At 72.2% G+C, this 18,463-nt stretch carries 13 protein-coding genes; 2 read left to right on the top strand and 11 right to left on the bottom strand.

The annotated features are described in order from the left end of the window. Nucleotides 1-32: 32 nt before the first annotated feature. Entirely contained in the window at nucleotides 33-515 is a 483-nt protein-coding gene (locus tag E4198_RS18655) for a hypothetical protein (RefSeq protein ID WP_247597736.1), read from the top strand. A gap of 64 nt (nucleotides 516-579) precedes the next feature. Here the strand turns inward: E4198_RS18655 and E4198_RS18650 are convergent, their stop codons facing one another. Continuing rightward, nucleotides 580-1,629, bottom strand: a complete 1,050-nt coding sequence (locus E4198_RS18650; protein WP_136184163.1) for a penicillin-insensitive murein endopeptidase — start codon at nucleotides 1,627-1,629, stop codon at nucleotides 580-582. 287 nt (nucleotides 1,630-1,916) lie between these two features. On the opposite strand from E4198_RS18650, the gene E4198_RS18645 reads away from it, so the two are divergent. Beyond that, a complete protein-coding gene (locus E4198_RS18645) occupies nucleotides 1,917-2,663 on the top strand; it encodes a M15 family metallopeptidase (protein WP_136184162.1) in 747 nt (248 codons plus the stop codon). A gap of 138 nt (nucleotides 2,664-2,801) precedes the next feature. Here the strand turns inward: E4198_RS18645 and obgE are convergent, their stop codons facing one another. From obgE to mrdA, 10 genes are all read right to left on the bottom strand, one after another. Further along, entirely contained in the window at nucleotides 2,802-4,241 is a 1,440-nt protein-coding gene (obgE, locus tag E4198_RS18640; RefSeq protein WP_136184161.1) for a GTPase ObgE, read from the bottom strand. Between the two features lie 173 nt (nucleotides 4,242-4,414). Then, nucleotides 4,415-4,672: a 50S ribosomal protein L27 gene (gene rpmA / locus E4198_RS18635; protein ID WP_027763625.1), complete on the bottom strand. Its 258-nt coding sequence runs from the start codon at nucleotides 4,670-4,672 to the stop codon at nucleotides 4,415-4,417. Between the two features lie 14 nt (nucleotides 4,673-4,686). Further along, on the bottom strand, nucleotides 4,687-5,010 hold the full coding sequence (gene rplU / locus E4198_RS18630) for a 50S ribosomal protein L21 (RefSeq protein WP_027763626.1): 324 nt from the start codon (nucleotides 5,008-5,010) through the stop codon (nucleotides 4,687-4,689). A gap of 262 nt (nucleotides 5,011-5,272) precedes the next feature. Beyond that, nucleotides 5,273-9,469 (bottom strand): Rne/Rng family ribonuclease, encoded by a 4,197-nt coding sequence (locus tag E4198_RS18625; RefSeq protein WP_136184160.1) that lies wholly within the window; start codon nucleotides 9,467-9,469, stop codon nucleotides 5,273-5,275. Nucleotides 9,470-9,720: 251 nt separating this feature from the next. Continuing rightward, the gene (locus E4198_RS18620) at nucleotides 9,721-10,503 is read right to left on the bottom strand and encodes a TIGR03936 family radical SAM-associated protein (RefSeq protein WP_136185475.1); all 783 of its coding nucleotides are present in this window, start codon (nucleotides 10,501-10,503) and stop codon (nucleotides 9,721-9,723) included. Nucleotides 10,504-10,717: 214 nt separating this feature from the next. After that, nucleotides 10,718-11,251, bottom strand: a complete 534-nt coding sequence (locus tag E4198_RS18615; RefSeq protein ID WP_168711470.1) for a GNAT family N-acetyltransferase — start codon at nucleotides 11,249-11,251, stop codon at nucleotides 10,718-10,720. A 155-nt stretch (nucleotides 11,252-11,406) separates the two neighbouring features. Beyond that, nucleotides 11,407-13,335, bottom strand: a complete 1,929-nt coding sequence (locus E4198_RS18610) for a TIGR03960 family B12-binding radical SAM protein (protein ID WP_136184159.1) — start codon at nucleotides 13,333-13,335, stop codon at nucleotides 11,407-11,409. 100 nt (nucleotides 13,336-13,435) lie between these two features. Beyond that, complete coding sequence (locus E4198_RS18605) at nucleotides 13,436-14,968, bottom strand: CYTH and CHAD domain-containing protein (RefSeq protein ID WP_136184158.1); 1,533 nt, start codon at nucleotides 14,966-14,968, stop codon at nucleotides 13,436-13,438. Nucleotides 14,969-15,038: 70 nt separating this feature from the next. Beyond that, on the bottom strand, nucleotides 15,039-16,238 hold the full coding sequence (rodA, locus tag E4198_RS18600) for a rod shape-determining protein RodA (RefSeq protein ID WP_136184157.1): 1,200 nt from the start codon (nucleotides 16,236-16,238) through the stop codon (nucleotides 15,039-15,041). Further along, nucleotides 16,235-18,418: a penicillin-binding protein 2 gene (mrdA, locus tag E4198_RS18595; RefSeq protein ID WP_136184156.1), complete on the bottom strand. Its 2,184-nt coding sequence runs from the start codon at nucleotides 18,416-18,418 to the stop codon at nucleotides 16,235-16,237. Before mrdA ends, rodA begins: the two co-directional genes overlap by 4 nt. Between the last annotated feature and the right edge of the window lie 45 nt (nucleotides 18,419-18,463).

Here is an 18,463-nt window from a genome sequence, read left to right as displayed (position 1 = left end):
GCACCCTGACGGCCGGGCTGCTGCTGGGCGGCGTGCTGTCAGCGACGGTGCTCTGGCTGGCGTCCGGCCTGCTCTCCCCCGCGCCCGAGGCGGTGCGGCACGTCGCCGCAGTGCTCTGCGCGCTGCTGTGCGTCCTGCGCGACACCGGAGCCGTACGGCTTCCGCTGCCGCAGAACGCGCGGCAGATCCCGCAGGAGGTTCTGCAGCGCCATCTGCTGCGCGGCACCCTGCAGTTCGGCTTCGAGCTGGGCACCGGCGTGCGCACCTACGTCACGGCGAGCGCGCCGTACGCCCTGGCCGCCGGGCTCCTGCTGTGGGGCGGGCTCGGCACGGCCCTGCTCGCCGGCGCCGGCTTCGCCGCCGGACGCGCGCTGACGCCCGTGCTGCGGCTGCTCTCCGGCGACGTCACCGACTGGGACGTGCGGCTGGAGGACCGGCGCCGCGCGCTGAAGGTCACCACGTCGAGCGCGGTGCTGCTCGCGCTCCTCGCCCTCACGGTGGTCACCTGGCCGTAGGCCAGCCCTGGCCCGGCCGTGCCGGGTGGCGCCGGACGTCCGGCGCCACCCGGCACGGGTACGTTCAGCAGTCGTAGAGCGAACTGGGGTGCACCCGCTCGCAGTAGCGGACGTGCAGGTGGTTGTCGTGGTTGGGGTACTCGGTGGTGAGGCCCTCGGCGATCAGCTGCGGGTCGTTGAAGAAGATCAGCTTCACGTGCCCGGGCGCGGTGTTGCGGATCGCCTGCGCCAGCTTGCGCGTGGCGGCCCGGTCGTAGGCCGCGGAACGCCAGGTGATGCGGTCGGCGGAGCACTGCGCGGAGTCGGTGCGGATGGGCCACAGGTCGACGTCCATGCCCTGTTCGTGGCTGGCGTGGCCGGGAATGTCGCCGCCGTGCTCGAAGCCGGCGTCGCCCAGCGGGACCTGGCCGTTGCCGCCGCCGAACGCGGAGGCCGCGGCCTCCACCTGGCCGATCGCCGCGGCGGTGCCCCAGTTGGCGTTGCCGTTGCCGTCCGGGTCCTGGTCGCACAGCGGGCCGCCGAAGTCGGCGGCTTCGTAGTGCCAGAGCAGGTTGCGCCAGGTGGTCGGGCCGACGATGCTGTCCGCCCCGATGCCCGCGTGGCTCTGGAAGGTCCGCACCGCGCCGGCCGTACCGCCCCCGAAGATGCCGTCCACCGCGAGCCCGGAACCGCGTTTGGCGTTCAGCAGGTACTGCACGGCCTTGACCGCCGGACCCCGGTCGCCCTGCCGCACGGTCACCTGGAGCGCGGACCAGGTGTTCGGACCGACGATGCCGTCGTCGGCGAGACCCTTGGAGCGCTGGAAGGACTTCACCGCGGCGTCGGTGCCGGAGCCGAAGACGCCGTCGGCGGACAGGCTCGCACCGTGCGCGTTGAGCAGGTACTGCAGCGCGACGACGTCGGAGCCGCGGTTGCCGCTGTCCTGGGTCGGGTTGAACGCCTGCGGGTACGCCTGGGCGGGCGCGGCGACGCCGAGCAGCAGGGTGAGCACCGCCGCCAGCAGCAGCCAGCCGCGGGGGCGGCCGCGGCGCCGGCGGCGGCCATCACGGTGCGGGGGTCTGGCGGGGTGCGGGGGTCTGCCGCGCTCCGCGGTGGGGGTGCCGGATCGGCGCATGGGGTCCTCCTCATGTTCCGCCTCGGGGGCGATCGGGCCGTGCCGCTGTCTTGTACCGCGCGGGGCGCCGCTCGTACAGAACGCGCGGAATTCTCGGGGGACTTTCAGTGGTCGGGCCTTTGAACGGCATTCCGCTTTCCCCCCGAATTTCGTTCTTCTCCAGGGGATTCACCAGGTCACCCGGCCGATGATCCCGGGTCGTCTTGACACAGGAATTATTCCTCCTAATGTGCATGACAACCTGAAGACGGGTGTGCCGAGAAGCGCCCGTCCCCCTTGGAGGAGACATGACCCGACGCCATCGTGGCCTGCGTGCCGCTCTCGCCGCGGCCATGCTGGTGGCCGGCGGTGTCACGGTGAACGTGGCCACTGCGGAGCCCGCCGTCGCGGACAGCTGCTACACCTGGAACCGGAACCTCAGCAGAGGAGCCAGCGGCAGCGACGTCGCCCAGCTTCAGGAGCGTATCGCCGGCTGGGCGGCGAGCGGCGAGAACATCGCTATCGACGGCGCCTTCGGCCCGGCCACCGAAGCCGCCCTGAAGCGCTTCCAGTCCGCCTACGGCCTTTCGGCCGACGGCGTCGCCGGCCCGAACACGTACAGCAAGATCTACTCGCTGCAGGACGGCGACTGCTCGCCCGTCCACTTCGACTTCAGCGAGTTCGACGACAGCTGCGGCGAGAACGACTTCACCGGCGGACGCGTCTCCGCTGCCGCCGCCAAGCAGAACATCCGCCGCGTCATGTGGCAGCTGGAGGCCCTGCGCCACAAGCTCGGCGACCGGCCGATCGTCATCACCTCCGGTTTCCGCAGCGTCTCCTGCAACAGCAGCGTCGGCGGCTCGTCCACCAGCCTCCACATGTCCGGGCAGGCTGCGGACCTGGGCCTGGGCAGCGGCCCGTCCCAGTGCTCCATGTACAACACGGCGAAGACCTCCGGCTTCGAGGAGATCCTGAGCCAGGGCTACCCGGGACACAACGACCACACCCACGTGGGCAACAAGGGCAGCCGCTTCTGGAGCGCGCCCAACTGCTGACCCCCTTACAGGTCACGCACGCACGGGCGGGGTCCCGCGACGGTGCACCGTCGCGGGACCCCGCCCGTGCGTGCGTGCGTGTGCGAGGCGGCCCGGGGCGACAGCGGAAGGCGGTGGCCCGGGCGGTCCGCCGAACCCCTACGCGAAGGGGTCGAACTCGTCGTAGGCGGACTGCGCCTCGTCGCGTTCGGCCTGGCGGTCGCGGCGGCGCTGGGCGGCGGGGCGGGGCGTGTCCATGCGGTGGTCCTCGCCCCGGCGGCCGAGCATCTCCGCGCCGGAGGCCATCGCGGGCTCGAAGTCGAAGACGACCGCGTCGTCCTCGGGACCGATGGCGACACCGTCGCCCTCCCGGGCGCCCGCCTTGACGAGGGCGTCCTCAACGCCCAGGCGGTTGAGGCGGTCGGCGAGGTAGCCGACGGCCTCGTCGTTGGCGAAGTCGGTCTGCCGCACCCAGCGTTCCGGCTTCTCCCCGCGCACCCGGTACAGCGCGTCCGCCTCGCGGCTGACGGTGAAGCCGGCGTCGTCCACCGGCTTGGGACGGATGACGACGCGTGTCGCCTCCTGCTGCGGCTTGGCCGCACGGGCCTGCTCGACGATACCGGCCAAGGCGAAGGACAGTTCCTTCAGGCCGCTGCGGGAGACCGCCGACACGTCGAACACCGAGTAGCCTCGCGCCTCCAGGTCGGGGCGGATGATGTCGGCGAGATCCTTGCCGTCGGGGATGTCGGTCTTGTTGAGGGCGACCAGCCGCGGACGGTTGTCGAGGCCGCCGTACTGGGTCAGTTCCCGCTCGATGGCGTCCAGGTCGGAGAGCGGGTCGCGATGCGCCTCGAGAGTGGCGCAGTCGAGCACGTGCACCAGCACCTCGCAGCGTTCGACGTGCCGGAGGAACTCCAGGCCGAGGCCGCGGCCCTCGCTGGCGCCCTCGATCAGGCCGGGCACGTCGGCGACCGTGTAGACGGTGCCGCCCGCCGTCACCACGCCGAGGTTCGGCACCAGGGTGGTGAAGGGGTAGTCGGCGATCTTGGGCTTGGCCGCGGAGAGCACCGAGATCAGCGACGACTTGCCCGCCGACGGGTAGCCGACCAGCGCGACGTCCGCGACCGTCTTCAGTTCCAGCACGATGTCGCGGCTCTCGCCGGGCTCCCCGAGCAGCGCGAAGCCCGGCGCCTTGCGACGCGCGGACGCCAGCGCGGCGTTGCCCAGGCCGCCGCGGCCGCCCTGGCCGGCGACGAACGTGGTGCCCTGACCCACCATGTCGGCCAGCACCTCGCCCCTGCCGTCGAGCACGACCGTGCCGTCGGGCACGGGCAGCACCAGGTCCGCGCCGTCCTTACCGGACCGGTTGTCGCCCTCGCCGGGACGGCCGTTCGCGGCCTTCCGGTGCGGCCCGTGGTGGTACTCGAGCAGTGTGGTGACGTCGGTGTTCACGACGAGAACGACATCGCCGCCGCGCCCGCCGTTGCCCCCGTTGGGGCCGCCGAGCGGCTTGAACTTCTCCCGATGCACGGAGGCGCAGCCGTGGCCTCCGTTACCCGCGGCGACGTGCAGCTCGACGCGGTCCACGAAGGTGGTCATGACGGGTGCCTCCTGGCGGTGCGGTGCGGGTGCTGGGTCAGCGGTGCGGGGACGGGAGCGGCGGGAGGGGAGAGCGGTCTGGGCGGGGCCGCGAACACGGCGAGGGCGGCCCCGTTCCCCTGCCGGGGAACGGCGGTCCGCCCTCGCGTGTGTGTCGGTGTCGAACCGGGGCCTTACTGGCCGGCCGGAACGATGTTGACGACCTTGCGGCCGCGGTGGGTGCCGAACTGCACCGCACCGGCGTCCAGCGCGAACAGGGTGTCGTCGCCGCCGCGGCCGACGCCCGTGCCCGGGTGGAAGTGGGTGCCGCGCTGGCGGACGATGATCTCACCGGCGTTCACGACCTGACCGCCGAAGCGCTTGACGCCGAGCCGCTGGGCATTGGAGTCGCGACCGTTCCGGGTGGACGATGCGCCCTTCTTGTGTGCCATGTGTTCTCAGTCCCTTACTTCGCGGCCGGGGCGGGGATGTCGGTGATCTTCAGCGCGGTGTGCAGCTGGCGGTGACCGATCCGCTTCTTGTAACCGGTCTTGTTCTTGTACTTCTGGATCCGGATCTTCGAACCCTTGTGGTGGTCCACGACCTCGGCCTGGACCTTCACGCCCGCCAGCACCCAAGGGTCGCTGGTGACGGACTCGCCGTCGACCACGAGCAGGGTCGAGAGCTCGACGCTGTCGCCGACCTTGCCGGTGGAGATACGGTCAACCTCGATGACGTCGCCGACAGCAACCTTCTGCTGACGGCCGCCGGTGCGCACGATCGCGTACACGGTGAAGCTCTCTTTCGCTCGGTTCGGGGCCCCTGATGCCAGCCGCTCGCGCAGGAGTCCCGCGACTGTCCCACTGAGGAGTGAACGGCCTCTCCCGCTCCGGGTTCCGGTGCACGGCCCCGGCGGGAGGGAGTTGCTCAGAAGCACGGCGCACCCTTGACGACACGCCGACGGTAAAGATTACGGGGCCGCGACCAGGGGGTCAAACCGGCCCCGCCCGCTCCACGACCGGGAGCGAACGGGGCCGGCACGGCCGTACGGCTCAGTCCTCGGCCGGAGCGGAGACCGACGGCGACGTCTGCTGGTCGGCCGCCGCGGTGCGGCGCGAGGAGCCAGAAGAGGCGGCCTTCTTCTCGCCGGTGGCCGACTTCCGGGCCGTCGACTTCTTCGCCGCCTTCTTCGCGGTGGTGCCGCTCTTCTTGGCCGTCGCCTTCTTGGCAGCGGTGCGGGCAGCCTTCTTCGCCGCCTTGGCGGCCACCGGCGCGTCCTTTCCGTCCGCCTCGGAGCCGTCCGCCTCGGAGCCGTCCACGCCGTCGGCGGCCTGCTCGTCGCGCGCGGCGGGCAGCACGATGGCGCCCTCGCCATCGGCGCCTCCGGGCCCACCGGACGGAGCGGAGACCGTGCGCGTGACCCGGCGGCGCGTCCGCGCGGGCGGCGCCACCTCGGCCGCGGCGGGGGCATCCGTCGGCTCCGGGGCTGGCGTACCGGCGTCCACCGGACCACGGTCCACGGTCGGCAGCACGATGGCTCCGGCCTCGTCACCACCACCGGGTGAGCCCGCCGGAGCGGACACCGCGCGGCCGGCGCGGCGCCGGGCGCGGGCGGGCGGCGCGGCCTCCGCAGCCCGGCCGGCATCGGCAACGGACGCGGCGACGGGCTCCGAGGGAGCCGCGGCAGGCTCACCGGCAGCACCGGTGGAAGCCGTCGCGGGCACCACGAGCGCCCCGGCGTTCTCCGCCGCCTCCCCGCCCTGCGGGGCACCGGCGGGCGCCGACGCCTTACGGCCGGCGCGGCGCCGGGTACGGGCGGGCGCGGCCTGGTCCGGCTCCCCCGCCTCGTCCTGCGCACCCTCGGCGTCCGCGGCCTCCGCCTCCGTGACCCCGCCGGCCTTCGGCGGGCCGGCGGGCGCGGACGCCTTGCGGCCGCCCCGGCGGCGCGTACGGCCGCCGCGGCCCGCCGCGGCCTCCGCCTCGGCGGCGCTGCTGTACAGCTCCTCGTCCGGCACGAATGCGGGCTCCGGCAGCTTCTTCGGCTCGGCGGCCTCCGCGGCAACATCGGCGGCGGTCTCCGCCTCCTCCGAAGCGGTCTCCGCCTGCTCTGCGGCGCTCTCCACGGCGGACGCCGCGGCCTCGGCCTCCGCTGCGGCCGCCTGCGCTGCCGCGGCCTTCTGCTTCTTACGGCTCTTCTTGCCGCCACCGCCGCCACCGGCCGCCTGCGCCTGTTCGACGTGCACGATCACGCCGCGCCCGTTGCAGTGCACGCAAGACTCGGAGAACGACTCCAGCAGGCCCTGGCCGACCCGCTTGCGGGTCATCTGCACCAGGCCCAGCGAGGTCACCTCGGCCACCTGGTGCTTCGTGCGGTCCCGGCCCAGGCACTCCAGCAGACGGCGCAGCACCAGGTCCCGGTTGGACTCCAGCACCATGTCGATGAAGTCGATGACGATGATGCCGCCCAGGTCGCGCAGCCGGAGCTGGCGCACGATCTCCTCGGCCGCCTCCAGATTGTTCCGGGTGACCGTCTCCTCAAGGTTGCCGCCCTGGCCGGTGAACTTGCCGGTGTTGACGTCGACCACGACCATCGCCTCGGTCCGGTCGATCACCAGCGAACCACCGCTGGGCAGCCACACCTTCCGGTCGAGGGCCTTCGTCAGCTGCTCGTCGATCCGGTGGGTGGCGAAGACATCGACGTCGGACGTCCACTTCTGGAGCCGTCCCACCAGGTCCGGCGCGACATGGGAGACGTAGCCGTGCACCGTCTCCCATGCCTGCTCGCCGGAGACGATGACCTTGGAGAAGTCCTCGTTGAAGATGTCGCGCACGACCCGGACGGTCATGTCCGGCTCGCCGTACAGCAGCGTCGGCGCGTTGCCCTTCTGCGCCTTCCGCTGGATGTCCTCCCACTGCGCCTGAAGCCGTTCGACGTCGCGGCGCAGCTCGTCCTCGCTGGCTCCCTCGGCGGCGGTGCGCACGATGACGCCCGCGTTCTCCGGCACGACCTGCTTGAGGATCTGCTTCAGCCGGGCCCGCTCGGTGTCGGGAAGCTTCCGGCTGATACCGGTCATCGAGCCCTCGGGCACGTACACCAGGTAGCGGCCGGGCAGCGACACCTGGCTGGTCAGACGGGCGCCCTTGTGGCCGATCGGGTCCTTGGTGACCTGGACCAGCACCGGCTGGCCGGACTTCAGCGCGGTCTCGATCCGGCGCGGCCCGTTGGCCATGCCGAGCGCCTCGAAGTTGACTTCCCCGGCGTAGAGCACGGCGTTGCGGCCCTTGCCGATGTCGACGAACGCCGCCTCCATCGAGGGCAGCACGTTCTGGACCTTGCCGAGGTACACATTGCCGACGTAGCTCGTCGACTGCTCCTTGTTGACGAAGTGCTCGACCAGCACGTCGTCCTCGAGCACGCCGATCTGCGTCCGGTCGCCGTTCTGGCGCACGACCATGACCCGCTCAACGGCCTCGCGGCGGGCGAGGAACTCGGCCTCGGTGATGATCGGCACGCGCCGACGGCCCTGCTCGCGGCCCTCCCGACGGCGCTGCTTCTTCGCCTCCAGCCGGGTGGAGCCCTTAATCGCCTGCACCTCGTCGGCGGGCTCGGAGTCCTTCTTCTTCCGGGGCTCGCGGACCTTGACGACAGTGCGCTCCGGGTCGCCGTCGGTAAGCCCGTTGTCGGAGGAGTCCCCGCTGCGGCGGCGACGACGGCGACGACGGCGCGAGCTGCTGGAGCCGCCGCCGTGGCCGCCCCCCTCGTCCTCGTCGCGCTCCGCGCCGTTCTTGCCGGACTCGTCCGCGTCCTCGTCCTCGTCAGCGTCGGTGTCGTCCGACGCCGAGTCGCCCCGGCCGCCGTCGTCCGCACCCTGTGCATCGGCGGACTCGCCCCGCCTGCGGCGACGCCCGCCACGGCGGCGGCGGCGCGCGGGGCGCTCACCGGACTCGTCCGAACCCTCGTCGTCCGAGCCCACGTCGTCCGACTCGTCCGGCTCGTCCGGCTCGTCCGACCGGGCCACGTCGCCGGTCTCCTCCTCGTCCCCCGGACCGGCGGGACGGGACGCGTCGCTCTCGGACTCTCCGCGACGACGGCGACGCCGGCTGCGCGAGACGGGCGCGGTCGCCTCCGGCTCCTCCTCGTCCGTTTCCTCGTCCTGCTCCGCGGCGGCCTGGGCGGCGGCGCTCTGCGGCGTCTGGAACATCGGCTCGGTGAACACCGGCGCCTGGAACACGGCCACCGGCGGCTGCGCCGCACGCTTGCGCCCGGCCGGCGCGGTGGGGGCCTCGACCGGCAGCGCGGGCTCGTCGGAGGCGGGTGACTGGCCCGCGCCCTCGGCCTCGTCGGCGACGTGCTCGTGGGCCGGCGGGGCTGCCGTGCGGGTGGCACGACGACGGGTACGCGCGGGCGTCGCCTGCTCCTCGTCCGCAGCGGCGGACGGCGTGTCCGCGGCGGCGGTCCCCTCGGTCGGGGCGGCTTCCTTGCGCGCGGCGCGGCGGCGGCCCCGGGCGGGCGCCGGCTCGGCCCCCTCGCTGACCGCAGCGGCCTCTCCGCCGGTGCCGGTACCGGCGGCGTCGGCGGCCTGCTCCGGCGCCGATGCGGCGGCCTTGCGGGTGGCACGACGACGGCTGCGCGCAGGCGCCGCCTGCTCCTCGTTCTCCATGGGACCGTCCCCGGTACCCGGGCTCGCCTGCTCTGCGGCCTCGGGGACGCCGGACGGTGCGGAGGCCCGCCGGGTCGCCCGGCGACGGGTACGCGCCGGGGCGGGATCGGCCTGACCGGTCGCGGACACGTCGGCGACAGGACCGTCGGCGGATGCCGAGGCGTCCGCGGCGGGATCCTCACCGGCCGCGACCGCGGCGGCACCGGACGCGGTCGCCCCGGTGGCCCCCCCGGTCACAGGCGGGGCACCGGCCGGAGCGGACGCGCGGCGCGTGGCACGACGACGGGCCCGCGTCGGCGCGGGCTCCGACGGGTCGGCGGCGGGCGAAGCGGCGGCGTCGTGGGCGGCCGGCGCGGCGGCCGGCAGCGTGTCCGGGGCGGGCGCCTCGGGCGCGGCCGGGGGCGCGCCCGCCGGGGCGGACGCGCGGCGTGGCGCGCGGCGGCGCGGCGGCAGGGTGTCGCTGGGGCTTCCGTTGTCGGCGGAGGCCGCGGCCTGCTGGTTCGGTCCGTCCGACGACGCGCTCGCGGGCGGCGTCTTCGGGTCCTTCGCGGTGTTCTCCGCGGCTGCGGAGTCCTTGGGCTCGGGCATGCGGGCAGTTCTCCCGTCACGCTCCCGGGCGCCTCGCCCCTTCGGTCGCGGCCGGGCGCGTCGTACGCCTTGCTGCCGCGTCCCGCCGGGCACGGGCGCCGCTCGGGAGCTGTTCGTTGTCGCTCGCCGGTTCCGTCCCTGCGGGCTCGGCTACGGCGAAAGTCTGCTGTGGCGGTGCGCTCGCCTGCCGGTCGGCGGCCCGGGTGGCTCCCTGGCGCCTGCGTCGGCGACGGCACGTTTCGGCTCCGTACCTACGCGGTGACGGCCCCGGTCGTGTCCGGGGCGACCGCGCTCGGCCCCGTCGCGGCGGGGGATGCGTCGCGGTCGGGAACCAGCGGGTCGGTCACCGTGCCGGTCTCCTCATCGAGCGGCCCCTGCGCCAGCCTGGTCACCGCTGCCGGGACCGGCGGCGCCAGGTCGGCCGTAGCTCGGAGGCCGGACAGGACGTCGTCGGGTCGTACGGCAGGTGTCAGGTGCCGCACTACCAGCCGCAGTATCGCACAGGGATGCTGCTGGGGCCTATCATCCTCGCTCTGTGTGACGCCCCCGCTCTCCAGCGAAGCGACGGCAGCGCGGGCGTCGAAGGTGCGGACCCCCTTCTTGGTCTGCCGCTGCACCTCGACCGTTTCGGCGGCAAGGAACGCCTCCACGGCCCGGTGCGCGTCCTTGACGGCGACGCCGTCGAGCCGCAGCTCCCAGGCGGATGCCTGAAGGCGGTCGGCGAAGTCGGACGTCCGGGCCTCGACCGCGTCGGTCAGGTCCAGACCGTCCGGCATGCACGCGTCGAGCCCGCGGCGCAGCGCCTCGGGGTCGCGGTGCGCGGTGAGGGCGATCTCCAGGTACTCCGCCTCGCTGGCGGTGCCGGTGGGGGCGGCGTTTGCGTAGCTCACCTTCGGGTGCGGGGTGAAGCCGGCCGAGTACGCCATGGGCACCTCGGCACGGCGCAGCGCCCGCTCGAAGGCGCGCTGGAAGTCACGGTGACTGGTGAACCGGAGGCGGCCGCGCTTGGTGTAGCGCAGTCGGATGCGCTGCACCGCGGGTGCGGGCGGCGGGCCTTCGGGCTGTCGCTTGCCCAGGGGTCTCTCCTCGGTGCAGGGCGGCACGCCCCGGGCGGCCGCCCTTGGGTGTACGGGGTGCAAGGGGGCGGAAGTCCGCGCGTCCGCTCACGCGTGCCGCGTCGCGGGAGCGCGGAGAATCCTGCCTCCCAGGGTACGCGCCCCTCTTCCGGTACCGGCGTCCCGTCCCGGCTCAGGCGCTCGGCACCCAGTACCGCAGCTTGTCCCCGCGCCGGTCCTCGAAGACCCCTCCGCCGCCCTCGATGACCTTCCGGGAGGCGGTGTTGTCGTGCTCGCACGTGATCAGCGCCGGGTCGACGCCGAGGGCGCGGGCGTGCACGAGCCCGTCCCGCAGCATGGCCGTGGCATGGCCGCGCCGCCGCGCGGAGGCGCGCACGTCGTAACCGATGTGCCCGCCCTGTTCCAGAAGAAAGTCGTTGAGCCGGTGCCGGATCGCGAAGCGGCCGAGGAAGGCGTCGCCGTCGACGTACCAGAACGTCGTGCACGCGACGTGTCCCGCGGTCCGCACGGTCTCCTCGTGTTCGTCGGCGCGGAGCGCCGCGACGTACGCGGCGAACCCGCCCGGCTCGTGCCACCGGTCGCCGAACTCGTCGATCTCCTGCCCGACGGAGCTGCCGTCCCCGGCGCGTCCTTCGGCCTCGAACTCCTTCATGGCGGCGACGAACGACTCCTGGACGGCGGTGGTGGGAAGGACGAGTTTCGGCATGACGGAAGTCTGCCGACCGTCAGGCGGCGGCACCAATGCTTTTCCGGCTGACGCCGCACGACCACCCGGTGGGCGGCGCGCCGAACGGCGCCCGCCACGCGTCCATCCGTGCGGCCCGGCGCCCGGAGGGGCGGACCGTCTGTCCGTCGTCCGGCCTACCTGTCGACGACGCTCAGCGGCAGCAGTTTCTTGCCGGTGGGCCCGATCTGGATCTCGGTGTCCATCTGAGGACACACGCCGCAGTCGAAGCAGGGGGTCCAGCGGCAGTCCTCGACCTCGGTCTCGTCGAGGGCGTCCTGCCAGTCCTCCCAGAGCCAGTCCTTGTCGAGGCCGGAGTCGAGGTGGTCCCAGGGCAGGACCTCCTCGTAGGTGCGCTCTCGGGTGGTGTACCAGTCGACGTCCACGCCGTAGTCCGGCAACGTCGCGGCGGCGGATTCCATCCACAGGTCGTAGCTGAAGTACTCGCGCCAGCCGTCGAACCGGCCGCCGCGGCGGTGGACCTCGCGGATGACAGAGCCGAGGCGCCGGTCGCCCCGGGAGAGCAGACCCTCGACGATACCGGGCTTGCCGTCGTGGTAGCGGAAACCAATGGAGCGGCCGTACTTCTTGTCGCCGCGGATCTTGTCGCGGAGCTTGCCGAGCCGCGCGTCGGTCTCCTCTGCGGAGAGCTGCGGCGCCCACTGGAAGGGCGTGTGCGGCTTGGGCACGAAGCCGCCGATGGACACGGTGCAGCGGATGTCGTTCGACCGGGACACCTCGCGGCCCTTGGCGATCACGCTGGTCGCCATGTCGGCGATTTGGAGGACGTCGTCGTCGGTCTCGGTCGGGAGGCCGCACATGAAGTACAGCTTCACCTGCCGCCAGCCGTTTCCGTACGCGGTGGCGACGGTGCGGATCAGGTCCTCCTCGGAGACCATCTTGTTGATGACCTTGCGGATGCGCTCGCTGCCGCCCTCGGGGGCGAACGTGAGGCCGGACCGGCGGCCGTTCCGGGTCAGCTCGTTGGCCAGGTCGATGTTGAACGCGTCAACGCGGGTGGAAGGCAGCGAGAGGCCGATCTTGTCCTCTTCGTACCGGTCGGCGAGGCCCTTGGCGACGTCGCCGATCTCGGTGTGGTCGGCGGAGGACAGCGACAGCAGGCCGACCTCCTCGAAGCCGGTGCTCTTCAGCCCCTTCTCGACCATGTCGCCGATGCCGGTGATCGACCGCTCGCGGACCGGGCGGGTGATCATGCCGGCCTGGCAGAAGCGGCAGCCGCGGGTGCAGCCGCGGAAGATCTCCACCGACATCCGCTCGTGCACGGTCTCGGCGAGCGGCACCAGTGGCTGCTTGGGGTACGGCCACTCGTCGAGGTCCATCACGGTGTGCTTGGACACGCGCCACGGCACACCGGAGCGGTTGGGGACGACGCGGGAGATGCGGCCGTCGGCCAGGTACTCCACGTCGTAGAACTTCGGCACGTACACCGACCCGGTCTTCGCCAGCTGGAACAGCAGCTCGTCCCGTCCGCCGGGGCGGCCCTCCTTCTTCCAGGCGCGGATGATCTCGGTGATCTCCAGCACGGCCTGTTCGCCGTCGCCGACGACAGCGCAGTCGAGGAAGTCAGCGATGGGCTCGGGGTTGAAGGCGGCGTGCCCGCCCGCGAGGACGATCGGATGGTCCTCGGTGCGGTCGGCGGCCTCCAGCGGGACGCCGGAGAGTTCCAGGGCGGTGAGCAGGTTGGTGTAGCCCAGCTCGGTCGCGAAGGAGACGCCGAGCACGTCGAAGGCGCCGACGGGGCGGTGCGCGTCGACGGTGAACTGCGGGACGTCGTGCTCGCGCATGAGCTTCTCGAGGTCCGGCCACACGCTGTAGGTGCGCTCGGCGAGGACGCCCTCGCGCTCGTTGAGCACCTCGTAGAGGATCATGACGCCCTGGTTGGGCAGGCCGACCTCGTACGCGTCGGGGTACATCAGCGCCCAGCGGACGTCGGTGGCGTCCCAGTCCTTGACGGTGGAGTTCAGCTCGCCGCCGACGTACTGGATCGGCTTCTGGACGTGCGGGAGAAGGGCCTCCAGGCGCGGGAAGACCGACTCGACTGGCATGGGTGGTGTCCTCGGGGCAGGGTGCGGCGTACTCGTACTCGAAGCGGTGACCCCCCAGCGTAACGCGGACGGCGGACCGTCCCTCCACACCTGTGGACGGCTAGTAGTGACCGCGTTCGGTCACCGAGCGCCACAGCTTCGCAAGCCGCAGCTCGTACTCCGTGGCGAGGGCGCTCTCCCGGGCGTGCAGCACTCCGTAGGTGAAGGACGGCTCACCGGCGTCGTGCGCCTGGAGGGCGAGGTCACGCAGGGCCTGCCGGGTCACGACGGCGTCCTGGTGTTCGCCCAGCAGTTGCTGCACCGCCTTCATCCGCTTGACGTGCTTCGCCGCCCGGCCGCCCAGGGCTGAGTGGGCGACCTCGGCGGCGTAGCGGGCCCGCTTGGCGGCCTTGCGGGCTTCGTGGAGTGCGCGGTCGCGCTCTTCGCCGGGCGGGAGGGCCAGGGCGTGCCGGATGCGGGCGGACAGCCGGCCGGTGTCGCGGCGTACGGCGCGGTCGAGGATCTTCTGCGGCGACTTGTCCGCCGCGGGTTTCAGCGGAGGCGCGGCGAGCAGGGCATGCAGCGCGTCGAGGAGGGCGAGGTACCGGTCTCCGTCGAGCACGGCGGTGACGCGGTTGCGGCTTCCGCCGCGCCGGGCCCGGTCGTAAGTGCGGAGGCGGCCGCTCACGGGTCCGAGGCGGAGGCCGCGCGGCAGGCGGCCGAGGTGGTCGGTGAGCCGGGCGAGCAGCACCTCGCGGTCGCGGTCATGGCCGAGTTCGGCGGCCAGTCGGCGCAGTTCGGTGCCGAGCGGGTCGGTGGCACGGCGGTCGAGGACGGAGCGGTAGGACCGGAAGCAGCTGCGGAGTCGCCGGGCCGCCACGCGCATCTGATGGATCGAGTCGGGTTGGTGTCGGCGTACGGCGGGGTCGAGGGCGACGAGGGCCTCGACCTGAGTGCGGACGTAGGCGAGGACGTGGTGGCCGGCGGTGTCCGGGGCCGCTTCCTGGGCGCCGGCGCCCGGTGTGCCGGGCGCGTGGTCCGCCCTCGCGGCCGTCGTCGGCGCCGTCTCCTGGAGCGCGCGCTGAAGCTTGGACGCGGACCGGGCGGGTCGCAGGCCGGCGGCGCGCAGCCGCTTCTCGATCCGGTCCAAAAGTTTCGGCCGTCCGTCGTGCAGTTCGGCTTCGATCTCGGTCCAGGTGGCGGTGCCGTCCTCCCCGTGTCCGGGCCGGGTCGCGGTGACCCGGTCCCGTGCGACCTCGGCGAGTACGGCTCCGTCTGCGTCGCCCAGCCGGTGGACGCGGCGCCGTGTGGTCAGCTCCATCACGGGCATCAGGGCCGCGGTCCGCACACGGGAGCGGACGAGCCTGGTGAGGGCGCGCGGCGGGGTGTCGGTGAGGGGTGCGCGGACCTCCTCGCGTACGTGGCGCCCGACCGGGAGTTTGAGGTGCCAGCCCTCGTCGTCGCCGCCGGTGCGGCGGCGCAGCGTCATGCCGGCGGCGGCCAGCCGGCCGTCCTCCGTGTCGTAGTAGACGGCTTCGAGCAGGGTCTCACCGCTCTCGGTGACCGCGGCGACGCCCTTCACCCCGAGGTCGGGGAGCCGCGTGTCGTCCGCGGCCTCGTACTTCCGCTCGGTCTCACGCACCACGTCCGCCATGTTCGGAACGTAGGCGCCCTCTCCGGCACGGGCAACCCGTGCCGGGGAGGGGAGGTGCCCGCGGGCGTCGCTAGGCGGACACCGGACGTTGCACCTTGATCGACTGGAGGAGGCCGACGGCGATCCAGACGGCGAACATCGAGGTGCCGCCGTAGGAGACGAACGGCAGGGGGAGGCCGGCGACGGGCATGATGCCGAGGGTCATGCCGATGTTCTCGAAGGTCTGGAAGGCGAACCAGGCGATGATGCCGGCGGCGACGATGGTGCCGTACAGCTCGGTGGTGTTGCGGGCGATGCGGCAGGCGCGCCAGAGGACCACGCCCATGAGGGCGATGATGGCCGCGCCGCCGACGAAGCCGAGTTCCTCACCCGCGACGGTGAAGATGAAGTCGGTCTGCTGCTCGGGCACGAACTGGCCGGTGGTCTGGGTGCCGTCGAAGAGGCCCTTGCCCCACAGGCCGCCGGAGCCGATGGCGATGCGTGCCTGGTTAGTGTTGTAGCCGACCCCGCGGGGGTCGAGGGAGGGGTTGGCGAAGGCGGCGAACCGGTTGATCTGGTACTCGTCGAGCAGGCCGAGCATCCAGACCGCGACGGCGCCGCCGATGCCGGTGACGACGAGGCCGACGACCCAGCGGTTGGAGGCGCCGGAGGCCAGGAGCACGCCGAGCACGATGACGACGATGACCATGGTGGAGCCCAGGTCGGGCATCAGCATGATCACGACGATGGGCAGCGCGGCCATGCCGAGGGCCTGGAGCACGGTGCGGTGGTCGGGGTGTTCCCGGTCGCCCGCGTCGACGCGGGCGGCCAGCAGCATCGCCATGACCAGTATCACGGTGATCTTGATGAACTCGGCGGGCTGGAGGGAGAGGCCGCCTCCGAAGTCGAGCCAGGCGCGGGAGCCGTTGATGGTCGCGCCGAGCGGAGTGAGGACCAGCAGGGCGAGGACGACGGAGATGCCGTAGAGCACGGGTACCGCGCCGCGCAGGCGCCGGTGGCCGAGCCACACGGTGCCGGCCATCAGCGCGAGGCCGATGAGGAGGCTGAGCAGGTGCCGCCAGAGGAAGTGCTGCGGGTCGCCGTGGTTGAGGGAGTCCCGGGTGCGGGTGGCGGACCACACGAGGAGGGAGCCCAGCAGGGACAGCGCGACGGCGGCCACGAGCATGGGCCAGTCCAGGCGCCGGACGAGGCTGTCGCGGGCGGTGGCCCGGCGCCACGCGGACTTCTGCTGCGGCCCGTAGCCGTCGAGGGAGTAGGAGCGGGTGCTCACTCGGTGCCCCCGTCGTCCGTCGGGTCGCCCTCGGCCTTCGCCGCCGCCTTCTGTTCCCGGGCCTCGAACTCCTCGGAGAATCCGGACGCGATCTGGCCGTGCTCGTTGATCTCGGGGAGGGACTTCTGCGGGTCGGGCAGCAGCGCCTTCTTCTTGTCGATCGAGCCGTCCTCCTGGACGCCGTAGATGGCGTCGTAGACGTTGCGGACGGCCGGGCCGGAGGCGCCGGAACCAGTACCACCCTGGGAGATCGTCATCACGATCGTGTAGTCCTCGGTGTAGGTGGCGAACCAGGAGGTGGTCTGCTTTCCGTAGACCTCGGCGGTACCGGTCTTGGCGTGCATCGGGATCTTCTTCTGGGGCCAGCCGACCTGGGTGAAGCGCCAGGCGGCGGTGCCGCGCGTGGCCACGCCTTCGAGGGCGTCGTCCATCTGCTTGAGCGTCTTCTTGCTCAGCGGCAGCTTGCCGTGCGCCTTCGGTTCAATCATTTCGACCTGGGAGCCGTCGGGGCTGACGACGGCCTTGCCGAGGGTGGGGTCGTAGAGGGTGCCGCCGTTGGAGATGGCGGCGTAGATGGTCGCCATCTGGATCGGGGTGACGAGCGTGTCGCCCTGTCCGATCGAGTAGTTGATCGTGTCGTAGGCGTGCAGTTTGAATCCTTCGAGGCAGCCCTCACGCGCCAGCGTGATCTGGTAGCTCTTCTTCTCGGGCCACTTCTCGGCGGTCTTGCACCAGGAGTCCTTGTTGGCCTTCCAGTAGTTCTTCTTCCACTGGCGGTCGGGGACGCGGCCGGTGACCTCGTTGGGGAGGTCGATGCCGGTCTCCTCACCGAGGCCGAAGTCGTGAGCGGTGCGGTAGAACCAGTCGTCCGTCTTCTTCTTCGGGTCGATCCCGCCGTCCTTCTTCCACTCCTGGTGCGACAGGCGGTAGAAGACGGTGTCGCAGGAGACCTCGAGCGCCCGGGCGAGGTTGATGCTGCCGTGGCTCTGGGACTCGTAGTTCTTGAAGGTGTTGTTGCCGACGGTGTAGGAGCTGGTGCAGGGGTAGCTGCCGTTCCAGTCGTAGCCGGCACGGACGGCGGCGGCGGAGGAGACGACCTTGAAGATCGAGCCGGGCGCCGCCTGCCCCTGGATGGCGCGGTTCAGCAGCGGGTAGTTGGACTTCTTGCTGGTGAGCCGCGTGTAGTCGTCGGCGGAGATGCCGCCGACCCAGGCGTTCGGGTCGTACTGCGGGTTGGACGCCATGGCGACGACCCGGCCGGTCTTGGACTCCATCACGACCATGGCGCCGGCGTCGGCCTCGTAGTTGCGGCCGGTGTTGTGGTCGTGCTGCTTGCGGGCTTCCTTCATGGCCGCTAGCAGCTCGCGCTCGGCGACGGCCTGGATGCGGGAGTCGACACTGGTGATGAGGGTGGATCCGGGTTCGGCCTTCTCGCTGAGCTTCTGTCCCATCACCCGGCCGAGCTTGTCGACCTCGTACTCGGTGACGCCCGCGTCGCCGCGCAGGGCCGTGTTGTAGCTGCGCTCCAGCCCGGAGCGGCCGATCTGGTCGGAGGGGAGGAACGGCGAGTCGGTGTTCTCGGCCTCCTTGATCTCCTCGTCGGTCACCGGGGAGAGGTAGCCGAGGACCTGCGAGGTGTCGGCTCCGTACGGGCTGGGGTAGCGGCGTACGGCCTTGGGCTCGGCGAGGATGCCGGGGAAGTCCTCGGAGCGCTCGCGGATGGTCAGCGCCTGCTGGGCGGTGGCTTCGTCGGTGATCGGGATCGGCTGGTAGGGCGAGCCGTTCCAGCAGGGCTTGGGGGTCTCGGCGTTGCACAGCCGCACCCTCTGCCGTACGTCCTTGGCCGGCATGTCGAGTACCTTCGCCAGCCGGCCGAGGACGGCGTCGCCGCCGTCGTCCATCTTCATCAACGCGGTGCGGGAGGCGGAGACGACCAGGCGGGTCTCGTTGTCGGCGATCGGCACGCCGCGGGCGTCCAGGATGGAGCCGCGCACGGCGGGCTTGACGACCTGCTGGACGTGGTTTCCCGCGGCCTTGGCCGAGTACTCCTCGCCGTTGCGGATCTGGAGGTACCACAGCCGCCCGCCGAGGGTGAGCAGCAGTGAGAACACCAGGATCTGGATCGCCACCAACCGGATGGTGACGCGGGGGGTGCGTCCGGTTTCCGGGATGTTGCTCATGCGGCTCCCCTGTGGTCCCTGCGGTCCCTGCGGTCGTCTGATGCC

It is taken from the genome of Streptomyces sp. RKND-216, assembly GCF_004795255.1.
GTDB classification, from domain to species: Bacteria; Actinomycetota; Actinomycetes; order Streptomycetales; family Streptomycetaceae; genus Streptomyces; species Streptomyces hazeniae.
This window is presented reverse-complemented; position numbering and strand designations above follow the sequence as displayed.